Raw genomic sequence first — 12,605 nt, 5'->3', positions numbered from 1 at the left:
GTGCTTTTCCTGGACGAACCCTTTGTCTCGCTCGACGAACAGACCGCCGAGCGGCTTCGGCATCTGCTTTTGACCGTGTGGTCGGCACGGCCCACGACCGCCTTGATGGTGACCCACAATCTACGCGAGGCACTGATGCTCTCGGACCGCATCATCGTGCTCGCGCCGCGGCCAACCCATGTGCTCGGCGTGTTCGACGTACGGTTGCCACGGCAACATCGCAATTCGCAGGTGATGAGCGACCTTCTGCGGTCGTTCCATCATAGATTTCCGGACGTCACCTGATCGCCTGCAGGTGAAATGCATATCGGAGGCCTTCATGTCGATCGATCGGCTAAGACGCAGGCTTGTGAGTGGCTTCGCCTGTACCGCCGCCAGCGCCGCCTTGATGCCGTGCTGCCTCGGACGAGCCGCGGCTGGCAACCTGGGATTCTCGCTCAGGCAGATCGCCGACGGCGTCTTCGCCTTCCAGGGCACGGATGAATTGATGACCGCCGCCAACGACGGTGCGATCTGCAATCTGGGCGCCGTCATCGGTACCGATGCGGTTGCCGTCATCGACAGCGGTGGCAGCCTGATCGAGGCGCACGCCTTTCTCGCCGCGATCGGAAAGGTAACCGCAAAGCCGGTTCGCTTCCTGGTCAACACCCACATGCACCCCGACCACATCTTCGGCAATGCGGCATTCCGGGAGATCGGCGCGACCATCGTCGGTCACCGCAATCTGCCGCGCGCCCTCGACGCGCGTGGCGCGTTCTATCTGCACAACTATCGCGAACAGCTTGGCGAGGCGCTGATGGAGGGGGTCGAGATCGTGTCGCCGACCAGGCTGGTCGACGATCACCTGCAACTCGACCTCGGCGGGCGCACGATCGAACTGCGGGCATGGAAGGCGGCGCACACCGACAACGACCTGACCGTATTCGATACCACGACCAGAACGCTCTTTGCCGGCGATCTGGTGTTCATGGGCTCCTTGCCGACGCTCGACGGATCACTGCTTGGATGGCTCCGCCAGATGGATGCACTCACCGCGATCGACGCCGCGCGCGTCGTTCCAGGTCATGGTCCTGTAACGGCCGACTGGCCACAGGCACTGGCGGGGGAGGGACGCTATTTCGAGGGTCTGGCGCGCGATATCCGCAAGGCGATCGCCGACGGAACGCCGCTGCGCGAAGCAGTCAAAACCGCAGGCGGAAGCGAACGGGACAATTGGCACCTGTTCGACGATTACAACGAGCGCAACGCAACGGCCGCATTTGCCGAGCTCGAATGGGAATAGACGACGCCGACATGCGCCAGGCGGCCGTAAAGCACGGCGATTTGCCAAGGCGTCGCCAAAGGCTTATCCTCAACGCCAGCCTGGGCACCACCTCTCTTGCATTGGTGGAGGCATCGAAATGCAAAATCAAGCTTACTCGAGCCGGCAGCTCGCCTTGCCGCTCGCATCCGTTTTCACCGCGATCATCTTGACCATCGGCACGTTGCTCGGCTCCTCGGGAGCCGCCAACGCACAGCAAACAACCGCGTCCTCGGATAGAATCTGGCATGACTTGAAGGGCGACGTGTTCGGCGATCGGGCAATTCTGGTCGATACCGGCGTCGTCCGGATCGAAGCACCGAAGCGGGCGCAGGATGCCGCCATCGTGCCCGTCGATATCTATCTCGATCCAGCCAAGGCGCCAGACGGCATCAAATCCGTTACCTTGATCATCGATGCGAACCCTGCACCGGTGGCGGCAACGTTCCAGCTCGGCAAGGATGCCGGCGTGACGCATCTGTCGACGCGCGTGCGCGTCAACGACTATTCCTATCTGCGCGCCATCGCTGAGACGCAGGGTGGTCAACTCCATATGGTACAGACCTTCGTCAAGGCGTCAGGTGGCTGCTCCGCCCCTGCGGTCAAGAACCAGGACGAGGCCAACGCGACAATGGGTCAGATGAAGCTGCGCCAGTTCCCGCCCAAAGAGACGATGACCAAGACCGAGGAACTGCAGTTGATGATCCGGCACCCTAACAATTCGGGGCTGCAGCGGGATCCGCTGACCCAATATTTCATACCGGCGCATTTTGTCCAGAAACTGTCGATCTCCCAAGCCGGCCGGCCGATCCTCTCCATGGAAGGTGGAATATCGATTTCGGAAGACCCCAACTTCCGATTCGATTTCACCGTGCACGGCAATGGCGAAATCCAGGTTGAAGCGATCGATACGGACGGCAAAACATTTCGCAATCAGTGGCCGCTCGAGACAGCGGGACTCTGAAGTCTCGATATCTTGCGCTGGACTGCCGGGTGCTTGCCACTTGATCCCGAAAATGGAGCTCGTTCGGGAAGATCACGCCCGGGCAGAGGACGGAGCTCCATCCGGCTTCCGGATGGAGCAGGCTCTAAAAGCAGCGCACGTCGGCTTCCGACTGCGCGCGCTTCAATTCGGTACGGGCTGCCTTCGCCGGTGCGCTTTCGCGAAACAGCGCCGCGCTTTCGCCTGTGGTCAAAGACATGCTCTTGAAAGTCTCGGCTCTCTCATAGTGGTCGTAGGGAAGGATCGAGGCGATGACGTCGATCGAGCAGGAACAGCTTTCCAGCGCCTGACGTGTCTGGCCGTTCGTCTGCATGCAGCCGAGCACGTAGTCGGCGATCGTTGCTGTCGGGTAATCACCCGCGGCGCCCGCCGGGTTTGCGAAGGCCAGCGGCGCGGCAAGGAGCAGCGGCAAAGTCGAAAATCCAACATATCTGATCACGGGAAAACCTCCGGTTAGCCTAGGCGCGATGCGCCCAGTCGGGATCACCGTGGCAGTTGGCAACGTGCAGCAGAGTCAGTCAAGCGCCCATGGCTTCCGTATGCGACCAAAGGAGGAATGCGGGGCTTGTCGACCGTGGTTCCGCATGGCGGCTCCGTGGCCTGCTCCACGCCCCGACTCCAACGATCATCTCATGCTTGGCCCACTATCGATTCCCAATGGAGCACGCGCATGACCATGCCGAGACATCGAAGCGAATACCTCCAAATAAAATCAACGCTTAGGCGAAATGTAAAAATCAAAAAATAACTAAATTTTATGCGCCCCATCGTTATTTCGCGGTCATAAATACTTTATCTAACAAATACCGTCCTGCTTATTTTCTTATATTGCACCGCATCATTTACGATATTGCGGTGCAAAAACACCAGCAGGCTTTTTTGCTTGCCTAGCCTTTTACGATGACATAGCCTCACCCTGTTTCCGGCTTCAAGGGCGTCACCGTCATTAGGGAGCGGCGACAGTCTTTCGTAGGCCAAGGTGAGGTGGGCAGTAACGGTGCCCTCTGCACATCTGGCTTAGGTCGTGACACGCTGCCGGAAATATTTCCCCCCCGTGAATCGCTTGGGCAAGCCCTTGTGGGCTCAGCAAATGATTCATCACTATGAACCTCGGGAGGAATTCGGATGCGTGTACTTACGAAAGCTACCTATATTCTAACCACTGCGGCGTTTCTGTCGCTCGGCGCGGCCTATACGGCGTCGGCTAATGAGGACCTTGCAAAGCTGGCTTCGGATTCGAAGAACTGGGCAATGCAGACGGGTGACTACGCCAACACCCGCTATTCCAAACTCAACCAGATTACTGCGGACAATGTGAAGAACCTGCAGGTCAAGTGGACCTTTTCCACCGGCGTGCTACGAGGCCACGAGGGTGGACCGCTTATCATCGGCGATGTGATGTATGTCCACACGCCTTTCCCGAACAATGTCTTTGCGCTCGATCTCAAGAATGACGGGAAGATCCTTTGGAAGTACGAACCCAAGCAGGATCCCAACGTCATTCCGATCATGTGTTGCGATACGGTCAACCGTGGCGTTGCCTATGGTGACGGCAAGATCATTCTCAATCAGGCCGACACCACAGTCGTCGCCCTCGACGCGAAGACTGGCAAGGTCGTCTGGTCGGTCAAGAACGGCGACCAGACCGATGGCGGCAAAGGCGAATCTGGTACGGCTGCCCCCGTCGTCGTCAAGGACAAGGTGCTCATCGGCGTCTCCGGCGCCGAATTCGGCGTTCGCGGCTGGCTGGCCGCCTACAATCTGAAAGATGGCAAACTCGCCTGGAAAGCCTATTCGGAAGGTCCGGACGCAGACACCCTGATCGATCCCGAGAAGACCACGCAACTCGGCAAGCCGGTTGGCAAGGATTCCGGCACGAACACCTGGGAAGGCGAGCAGTGGAAGACCGGCGGCGGCACGACATGGGGATGGTATTCCTATGATCCCAAGCTGAACCTGGTCTATTATGGCACCGGCAATCCCTCGACGTGGAACCCGGTCCAACGCCCCGGCGACAATCGCTGGTCGATGACGATCATGGCCCGCGATGCGGATACTGGTGTTGCCAAATGGCTCTACCAGATGACCCCGCATGACGAATGGGACTATGACGGCATCAACGAGATGATCCTCGTCGATGGCATGGAGGTCAACGGCGCCAAGCACGACGTGCTGGTGCATTTCGATCGCAATGGTTTTGCCTACACCATGGATCGCGCCACCGGCGACCTTCTCGTCGCCAAGAAATACGATCCGGCCGTGAACTGGGCGACCGAAGTCGTCATGGACCCCAAGAGCGAACAGTATGGTCGCCCGCAGGTCGTGGCGAAATATTCGACCCAGCAGAACGGCGAAGACACCAACTCGACGGGCATCTGCCCGGCGGCGCTTGGAACGAAGGACCAGCAGCCGGCGGCCTATTCGCCGAAGACCGGGCTGTTCTATGTCCCCACCAACCATGTCTGCATGGACTATGAGCCTTACAAGGTGAGCTACACCGCCGGTCAGCCTTATGTTGGCGCCACCGTGTCGATGTATCCCGCACCTGGCGGCGACGGCAACATGGGCAACTTCATTGCCTGGGATGCGGCCAAGGGCGAGATCGTCTGGTCGAAGCCCGAGCAGTTCTCGGTGTGGTCGGGCGCGTTGGCGACAGATGGCGACGTCGTCTTCTACGGTACACTCGAAGGCTACATCAAGGCGGTCGATAAGGACGGCAAGGAACTCTACAAGTTCAAGACCCCGTCCGGCATCATCGGCAACATCACGACCTACGAGCAGGGCGGCAAGCAGTATATCGCCGTTCTGTCGGGCGTCGGTGGATGGGCTGGTATCGGCCTGGCAGGCGGCCTGCTTTCGCCTGACAACGCCGCTGCCTGGCATGGCGCCGTCGATCAGGGCCGCGCGCAAGGCGACCAAGCCGCTGTCGTTGGTACAGCTGGCCTGGGTGCCGTCGGCGGCTACGCGGCACTTGCCGACTACACGACGCTGGGCGGTCAGCTCACCGTCTTCGGTCTCCCGGATTGATGCGCTGGGAACCTTGAGCATGCCTCAGGTCTTGTGAGACCAAAGGCTTGAAGAACGAGAGCCCGGACATCCGGAAGCCATGGCCGGGCTCTCGATTCGGTTACGCACCCAAAAACACCGATCAATGCCGGTCGCGACAGCAAAACCGTGTCCATTGGCAAATGAAGGAAGCGTTTGAATGTCCGTTCGCATTGTAATTTCGGCTTTCGTCCTGGCTCTGCTGCCTCTGGCAAGCTCGAGCCTCGCCCGGGCCGACGACAGCATGGAAAAAGCCAAGGCGGTAAAGGAAGAAGGCGGCAAGTATTTGGATGCGGATGGAAATCCGACCTACAAGATCGAAAACGGAACCGTCGATTGGTACACGTTCAGCGGCTACCGCCGGTATCATTCCGATTGCCATGTCTGCCACGGACAGGACGCGACAGGTTCGAGCTATGCGCCGGCTTTGGTCAACAGCTTGAAAACCATGGATTACGCCACATTCCTCTCGATCGTCGCCGAAGGCCGCAAGAATGTCGGCGGCGGCAAGGAAAACGTCATGCCTGCCTTTGGCGACAACAAGAACGTCTATTGCTACCTGGACGATCTCTACGTCTATCTGCGCGCGCGCGCGGATGGCGCGGCGCCCCGCGGAAGGCCGCCCAAGCACGAAGACAAGGCCCAGGCGGCGAAGGATGCCGAAGCATCCTGCATGGGTGGATGACATGATCGGCCGCGATGCATTGAAGCTGCGCGTCGTTCTGCCGATCCTCGGCACACTCGCCTTGCTGCCGTCGAACGCGCATGCGCAAAGCGCCGGCCTTGGCGCGGCGGGAGAACTGGTCGACCCTGACATTCTGCGCGTCTGCGCCGATCCCTCGAATATGCCCTTCACCGACAAGAGCGGCGAAGGCTTCGAAAACAAGCTGGCCGAACTGGTTGCCGCGAAAACCGGGCGCAAGTCCGTCTCCTACACCTGGTTTCCCACGATCACCGGCTTCGTGCGCAATACGTTGGGGGCCAACCGATGCGACATCATCATGGGCTATGCCCAAGGCGATGAGCTGGTGCAGAACACCAACGCCTACTATCGCTCCGCCTATGTGCTGGTGCATCCGAAAAGCCACGATATGGAAGGCGTGGAAACGATCGAGGATCCCAGACTCACAGGCAAAACGATCGGCGTCGTTGAAAGCACGCCGCCAACCGCCAACATGGCCGCCAACAAGCTTCTGCGGACCGCCAAGATCTATCCGCTTGCGGTGGATACGCGCGTCACCCCATCAATGGGGGAGGTCATGATCAAGGACATGCTGGCACACAAGATCGATGCGGCGGTGCTGTGGGGACCGATGGCAGGTTACTACGCCAAGGAACTCGGAGCTGATGTGACGATCGTTCCACTGGTGAAGGAAAAAACCGGCTCGCGCATGTCTTACCGCATCACCATGGGCGTACGTCCGTCGGACCAGGAATGGAAGCGGACGCTCAACCGGGTGATCAGGGAAAACCAGGCGGAGATCACCAGGATCCTGCTGAGCTACAACGTGCCGCTGATCGACGAACACGACAACCTGATTACCCAATGAATGGAAGGGAGACTATTTTCGTGCTGGTCGCCGCGAGCCTTCTGGGTCTGGCCGAGCCGACATGGGCTGGCGACATCGCCGAACCCAGCGGTTTCCGGATGGACGACTATCGGGCGCCGGTGCCGCGGACGCTGCAAGGCGCGAGGGTGGTGACGACGGTGGAAGCGGAAGCGCTGTGGCGAGCGAAAAAGGCGATCTTCTTCGACGTGATGCCGGACACGCCCAAACCGGCCAATTTGCCGGCAGGGACGATATGGAGAGACAAGGTCAGAAAGGACATTCCAGGCAGCATATGGCTGGCCAATGTGGGATACGGCGCTATTTCGCAGGAGACCGCCAGCTATTTTCGCCAAGGCCTCGCGGCCAAGGCCGGGACGGACAAGTCGCGCACGGTTCTGTTCTACTGCATGACGAATTGCTGGATGTCGTGGAATGCGGCGAAACGGGCCGTCCAGTGGGGCTACAGTTCAGTGATCTGGTATCCGCTCGGCGCCGATGGATGGGAAGATGCAAACCTTCCACTGGAGGAGAAAAAACCCTACGCAACGAACAATTGAAATAAGGACTGCAATTATTCTCGATAGTTTGTTTTCAATTTTTCAAAACCTATTGTTTCATTTGTCCATTTTGAAACTTGATGGACGAGCCATTGCGTCGGTGCCCTGCAATGGTTGGCTAACGACAGGATCGGTCCCTTCGGGCTGGTATAAGAGGAGAAATGTCATGAAGAAGAACTGGAAAAAACCGACCATGTGTCAGGTTGCCGCTGGCTTCGAAATTTCACGGTATCTGCCTGCTGAAATTACTCCCAAGAAGTAGGCCGCAGAGGTGCGCGTCCCTGGCGACAGGGGCGCGCATCCCCTCGCCGCATGGGATTTCCGTGAAAGATTTTGACGCACGCAAAGCGCGCGGACTGTCGTTTGTGACTGCAAATTGCCTGCAGGTCAGAGAAGCCGGCGCGCGGGCATTTTCATGCATTTGAGGATAATCGGATCGGCGGCGGGCGGCGGCTTTCCGCAATGGAACTGCAACTACCGTCTCAGTCGTGCGGCTCGCAACGGCATGGCAAGCGTGCATCCACGAACCCAGTCAAGTGTCGCCGCCTCGGCGGACGGGTTGGGCTGGGTTCTTTTCAATGCCTCGCCCGACATTCGCCAGCAAATCGCTGCAACACCTGAATTACAGCCTGCGGGCGATGCGCCGCTGCGCTCGACACCTATTCGCGCTGTGGTGCTGACCAATGCCGACGTCGATCATATCGCCGGACTGCTCAGCCTGCGCGAGCGGCAGCCTTTCGCCATCTATGCAACGGCGCAGGTTCTGGCGACGCTGGAGGCGAATTCGATTTTCAACGTTCTCGATCCAGCGCTTGTGCCGCGGCGCATCCTGCCGCCGGCGAAAGAGTTGGCCATCTGCGACGCAGAAGGCCGCGATACCGGCGTAATGATCGAGCCCTTTGCCGTGCCCGGGAAGATAGCACTCTATCTGGAGGATAGAGACCATCCGGATGCCAATTTCAGCTCCGACGCAGGTGACACGATCGGAGTCCGAATTGCCGGCATCGGCAGCCGCGGCTCCGTCTTCTATATCCCAGGCTGCGCGCGCATCGATGCGCGGCTGCGCGCGCGTCTCACCGATGCCGCCTGTCTTTTGTTCGACGGCACGGTCTACACCGACGACGAGATGATCGTCGCCGGCGTCGGTCAGAAAACCGGCTCGCGCATGGGGCATCTGGCGATCTCGGGAGAATTGGGTTCGATTGCGGGCTTGGCCGATGTGAAGGTCGGCCGTCGCGTCTTCGTCCACATCAACAACACCAACCCCATCCTAGACGAGAATTCCGCCGAGCACGCGGCGGTCAAGGCGGCAGGCTGGGAAATCGCAAACGACGGTATGGAGATGGAATTTTGAGCGACTTCCGCGATGCAGCCAAAGGCGGACTCTCCACGAGCGCTCTCGAAGCCGTATTGAGGCAGGTTGGCGCCGAGCGCTATCACAATCGTCATCCCTTTCACCACAGGATGACCAGCGGCGCGTTGTCGAAGGCCGAGATGAAGGCTTGGGCGCTGAACCGCTATTGCTATCAGGCGGTCATCCCACGCAAGGATGCCATGATACTCGTACATGCCGAGGATCCAGCGTTTCGTGCCGCGTGGCGCAAGCGGATCGAGGATCATGACGGCGAGGACGGCTGGAGCGGCGGCATCGCGCGCTGGCTGTATCTGGCAACTTCACTCGGCCTGGACGCCGAGGCCGTGAAGAGCGAAAGGCTGGCACTGCCGGCGACACGCTTCGCGGTGGGCGCTTACCTTTCCTTTTGCACAAACCGGACGCTGTTCGAGGCGGTCGCGTCCTCGCTGACCGAGATGTTTTCGCCACTCATCATCGGCGAGCGGGTGCCGGCAATGCTGGCCAAATACGACTACATCACCGAGGATACGCTTGCCTATTTCAAGCAACGGCCCGAACAGGCCTCGCGTGACGCCGACTTCGCCCTTGCCTACGTGCTCAGCCACGCCGATACGGCGGAGCGCCAGCAGCAGGCAATCGATGCACTGGTGTTCAAATGCGATATACTCTGGGCCATGCTTGACGCGCTTCAACACGCCTATGGCGAGCGGGGAAACATACCGCCCGGCGCCTTCCAGCCCGAGGCAGCCCTATGACGGCGCTGCGCGAAAGAGCTGTGGTGTCGTTGCGATCGGTACCTTCGCTGCCGAAGCACGTGCGCATACAATACGATCCCTTGCGGCAGGCATTCGCCGTGCTTTCACCGGAAAAGATATTCTGGCCGAACGATGTCAGTCTCGACATATTGCGACGCTGCGATGGACGGTCCACGGTCGGCGACATCATTGCCGGCCTTGCCGCCGATTATGAGGCCGAACAGGAGGCCGTGGCGACCGACGTCATCGCCTTCCTGCAGGAATGGTCGGACAAGCTGCTGGTGAGGCTATGAGCACGCCCCTCCTCCCTCCAATCGGCATGCTGGCGGAACTGACGCATCGCTGCCCGCTGCAATGCCCTTATTGCTCCAATCCGCTCGAACTGCTCAAGGCCAATCGCGAACTCGACACAGAGACCTGGCTCGCCCTGTTCTCGGAGGCCGCCGATCTCGGAGTGCTCCAGGTGCATCTGTCCGGTGGCGAGCCGACACTGCGCCGCGACCTCGAGCAATTGATCGCCGGGCTTGCGGGGCGCGGCGTCTACACCAATCTGATTACCGCGGGCGTTGGCATCGTCGAGGGCCGTGTCGAGGCATTTGCCGAAGCCGGTCTAGACCATCTGCAACTGAGCTTTCAGGGCGCGCGGCCGGCGACCACGGATCGCATCGGCAACCACAAGGGTGCCCACGAAAAGAAGCTGGAGACGGCACGCCGCGCGCGCGCGGCCGGTCTGCCTCTAACCATCAACGCGCCGATCCATCGCCATAACATCGAGGAGGTGCCGGAATTCATCGATCTCGCCCTTTCGTTGGGCGCGGAGAGGCTCGAGATCGCCAATGTGCAATATGCCGGCTGGGCGTTAACCAATCGCGATCAACTGATGCCGGAGCGTGAAGCGGTCGATAGGCAGGCGGAGATCGTCGCGGAGGCACAGGAGCGGTTGGCCGGCATCATCAACATCGATTTTGTGACGCCGGACTATTTCGCGATCTATCCCAAGCCGTGCATGGGCGGCTGGGCGCGGGACGCCTTCATGGTGACGCCTGACGGCACCGTACTGCCCTGCCATGCCGCACAGACGATCCCGTCGCTCAGCTTCGAGCGTTTCGAACCACGCAGGCTGTCCTCGATCTGGGCCGATTCCCCGGCGTTCAATGCCTTTCGCGGTACGGACTGGATGCAGGAGCCATGCCGCGGCTGTGAGCGGCGCGAGATCGACTGGGGCGGCTGCCGCTGCCAGGCGATGGCGATCGCCGGCGATGCCGCTGCAACGGACCCGGCTTGCGCGAAATCGCCGATCCATGCTCGCATGGCAATGCTGATCGACGAAGCCAAGCGCATTGCCACAGTTCCTTCGAGAGAAGAAGCATTCGTCTACCGGCGGATCGGTGCGGTGACCGAATCCGCCTGACCTGGCGAGAAAGCGCTTCTCACCCCCTCGGCAAGACGCGTAGCGTCTGCTCGTCAAACAATGGCTCGTCCTGGCCGATGCGCACAAAAAGCAGGCTGTACCCCTCACCCGCGGGCACCTCGAAATACTGCATGCCGTCAGGCATTTCACCCCAGTCGCCGCAGGGCGGTTCGGGAATCTCGTCGGAGCTGGCAAGTGCTTTCAGCTCTTTCGCATAGGCGGCGTCGGGGCTGAATGTGTAGCGTTTGACGCCGGCGGGTACCGTGCCCTCGGTGTAAGGCGCCAGCACACAGCGGGCGCTGACGGCCTTGTCGGTCTTTTCCAGGAACAGGCGCTGCAACGCAGCCTCGGCGGTTTCGCCAGGCTTGATGTCAAAGACCTCGACAAGAGGGTCAGCCGCGCCGCCGTCGCTGTATTTGATGGCGAGCGCTTTGCCGGCGAATTCGAAATGGATCTGGCGGAAGCCGAAATCGCAGCGCTGCGTCCAGGCGGCCAGCCCGACAGTTTTGTCAGACAATTTTTCCCAGGCGCATTTGTCGATGGGCGGGCGCGACGGCGCCGGCTCGTCCGCCATGGCTGGTATCGTCGCGGATGCAAGCAGGGCACTGGCCCAGATGGTCGATCGCACGCTATTCATCGCTGCATCCTGTTAAAATGAAGGCGTCCCAGGCCGAACCGCCTGGATTGGCATTGGCGAAATCGGCTCCTTCGGTGAAAGCCACGCCGAAACCGGGCAAGAGCAGCCCTCTCGGCGCCGGTGTCGCTTCGCGCGAATTCAACTGCTCGGCGCCGCCGCCGGTCAAGGCATAGACCTGGCCCTCCCATAGCCTGCACAATCCGCTACCGTCCTGCAGGCCGCCTTCCCGGTCGTCGTCGGTGCAGGCGTGGCGAATGGTGCCGAGCGGGAAGGAATTCTTGCCGTTGGTCCAGGTGATGTCGGCGGGCAGGCTCGTGCCGGCTTTGGGCACGGCCAGCGAAAACACTTCGGCCGTCAGCGCCGCCGGCTCGTTGGCGAGCGGCCGGAATTGCACGACGGCACCCGAGCGCGGCTCCTGATAGGTGGCGTGACTCAGGAGGCATTCTTTTGCCAAGGCCGCCTGCATCGGGCCGAGCAGGCCCAGGAGGAAAAAGGCCAGTATGCGGGTGATCATCCAATGTCTCTGGGAAAGCGTTGAGTCGGCCCGCACAGTCGCATCATCCGCGCAAAAGCATAGCAAAATCCGGAACGGCGGCGTTTGTCCGCTCCTGGACAAAACTTGTCCACGCAAAATCCCACCAGCCTGTATGGTCGAGCGCACTGATCGAAGGAGTGGTGATGCGGCGTTTGGTGATGACGACGGCAATATCCGCATTCGCCGGTGGCTCCGCGCTGGCGGCGCCGCCTTATGTTGGGACATGGTCTAGCGACAGGCTGAACTGCCACGCGGCTCCCGACATCCAACGCGAGACTGTGTTCACAGTGGACCAGGCGTCGCTGTCGTTCCCCGATCTCGGCTGCGAGCAGGCGACATTTCGCAAAAGCTCGACCGGTTGGGTGGTGCATGCCAGCCAATGCTACGGTTCCGACCCGTCGATCGAGGAGCCGTTCGCGCGTGTCATCCATATCGTCCGGCAGGGGGCCACGCTGGGG

The 12,605-nt window shown here is 60.4% G+C and carries 14 protein-coding genes and 1 pseudogene; 12 read left to right on the top strand and 3 right to left on the bottom strand.

The genetic code is table 11. The annotated features are described in order from the left end of the window. From EOA22_RS10560 to EOA22_RS10550, 3 genes and pseudogenes are all read left to right on the top strand, one after another. Positions 1-285, top strand: a pseudogene (locus EOA22_RS10560) (ABC transporter ATP-binding protein); the annotation flags it as partial. 34 nt (positions 286-319) lie between these two features. Further along, the gene (locus tag EOA22_RS10555; protein WP_127389957.1) at positions 320-1,282 is read left to right on the top strand and encodes a quinoprotein relay system zinc metallohydrolase 2; all 963 of its coding nucleotides are present in this window, start codon (positions 320-322) and stop codon (positions 1,280-1,282) included. A gap of 118 nt (positions 1,283-1,400) precedes the next feature. Next, entirely contained in the window at positions 1,401-2,264 is an 864-nt protein-coding gene (locus EOA22_RS10550) for a quinoprotein dehydrogenase-associated SoxYZ-like carrier (RefSeq protein ID WP_063167845.1), read from the top strand. A 124-nt stretch (positions 2,265-2,388) separates the two neighbouring features. Here the strand turns inward: EOA22_RS10550 and EOA22_RS10545 are convergent, their stop codons facing one another. Beyond that, complete coding sequence (locus tag EOA22_RS10545) at positions 2,389-2,742, bottom strand: hypothetical protein (RefSeq protein ID WP_013532069.1); 354 nt, start codon at positions 2,740-2,742, stop codon at positions 2,389-2,391. 686 nt (positions 2,743-3,428) lie between these two features. Between EOA22_RS10545 and EOA22_RS10540 the strand changes: the two genes are divergently transcribed. The 8 genes from EOA22_RS10540 to pqqE all read left to right on the top strand — a co-directional run bounded on the left by EOA22_RS10540 (position 3,429) and on the right by pqqE (position 10,975). Next, positions 3,429-5,330: a methanol/ethanol family PQQ-dependent dehydrogenase gene (locus EOA22_RS10540; RefSeq protein WP_013532070.1), complete on the top strand. Its 1,902-nt coding sequence runs from the start codon at positions 3,429-3,431 to the stop codon at positions 5,328-5,330. Between the two features lie 178 nt (positions 5,331-5,508). Beyond that, positions 5,509-6,033 (top strand): c-type cytochrome, methanol metabolism-related, encoded by a 525-nt coding sequence (locus EOA22_RS10535; protein WP_013532071.1) that lies wholly within the window; start codon positions 5,509-5,511, stop codon positions 6,031-6,033. Further along, positions 6,005-6,898: a quinoprotein dehydrogenase-associated putative ABC transporter substrate-binding protein gene (locus tag EOA22_RS10530; protein ID WP_013532072.1), complete on the top strand. Its 894-nt coding sequence runs from the start codon at positions 6,005-6,007 to the stop codon at positions 6,896-6,898. Before EOA22_RS10535 ends, EOA22_RS10530 begins: the two co-directional genes overlap by 29 nt. Further along, positions 6,895-7,455 carry a PQQ-dependent catabolism-associated CXXCW motif protein gene (locus EOA22_RS10525; protein ID WP_027162625.1) on the top strand — a complete coding sequence of 187 codons (561 nt, stop codon included), beginning with the start codon at positions 6,895-6,897 and terminating at the stop codon, positions 7,453-7,455. The genes EOA22_RS10530 and EOA22_RS10525 overlap by 4 nt, the downstream gene beginning before the upstream one ends. Before the next feature lie 415 nt (positions 7,456-7,870). Further along, on the top strand, positions 7,871-8,809 hold the full coding sequence (pqqB, locus tag EOA22_RS10515) for a pyrroloquinoline quinone biosynthesis protein PqqB (protein WP_063167844.1): 939 nt from the start codon (positions 7,871-7,873) through the stop codon (positions 8,807-8,809). Further along, entirely contained in the window at positions 8,806-9,564 is a 759-nt protein-coding gene (pqqC, locus tag EOA22_RS10510; RefSeq protein WP_063167843.1) for a pyrroloquinoline-quinone synthase PqqC, read from the top strand. The genes pqqB and pqqC overlap by 4 nt, the downstream gene beginning before the upstream one ends. Further along, positions 9,561-9,857, top strand: coding sequence for a pyrroloquinoline quinone biosynthesis peptide chaperone PqqD (gene pqqD / locus EOA22_RS10505; RefSeq protein ID WP_024504366.1), 297 nt, complete (start codon positions 9,561-9,563; stop codon positions 9,855-9,857). The genes pqqC and pqqD overlap by 4 nt, the downstream gene beginning before the upstream one ends. Next, positions 9,854-10,975 (top strand): pyrroloquinoline quinone biosynthesis protein PqqE, encoded by a 1,122-nt coding sequence (gene pqqE, locus EOA22_RS10500; protein WP_063167842.1) that lies wholly within the window; start codon positions 9,854-9,856, stop codon positions 10,973-10,975. Before pqqD ends, pqqE begins: the two co-directional genes overlap by 4 nt. A 19-nt stretch (positions 10,976-10,994) precedes the next feature. On the opposite strand, the gene EOA22_RS10495 is transcribed toward pqqE, so the two are convergent. Together EOA22_RS10495 and EOA22_RS10490 are read right to left on the bottom strand one after the other, a co-directional pair. Next, entirely contained in the window at positions 10,995-11,612 is a 618-nt protein-coding gene (locus EOA22_RS10495; RefSeq protein WP_063167841.1) for a hypothetical protein, read from the bottom strand. Beyond that, positions 11,605-12,126 (bottom strand): hypothetical protein, encoded by a 522-nt coding sequence (locus EOA22_RS10490; protein WP_013532080.1) that lies wholly within the window; start codon positions 12,124-12,126, stop codon positions 11,605-11,607. The genes EOA22_RS10495 and EOA22_RS10490 overlap by 8 nt, the downstream gene beginning before the upstream one ends. 164 nt (positions 12,127-12,290) lie before the next feature. On the opposite strand from EOA22_RS10490, the gene EOA22_RS10485 reads away from it, so the two are divergent. Then, a partial coding sequence (locus tag EOA22_RS10485; RefSeq protein ID WP_127389956.1) for a hypothetical protein occupies positions 12,291-12,605 on the top strand: 315 nt, incomplete at its 3' end.

The sequence above is a fragment of the Mesorhizobium sp. M7A.F.Ca.US.014.04.1.1 genome (assembly GCF_003998745.1).
GTDB classification, from domain to species: domain Bacteria; phylum Pseudomonadota; class Alphaproteobacteria; order Rhizobiales; family Rhizobiaceae; genus Mesorhizobium; species Mesorhizobium ciceri.
This window is presented reverse-complemented; position numbering and strand designations above follow the sequence as displayed.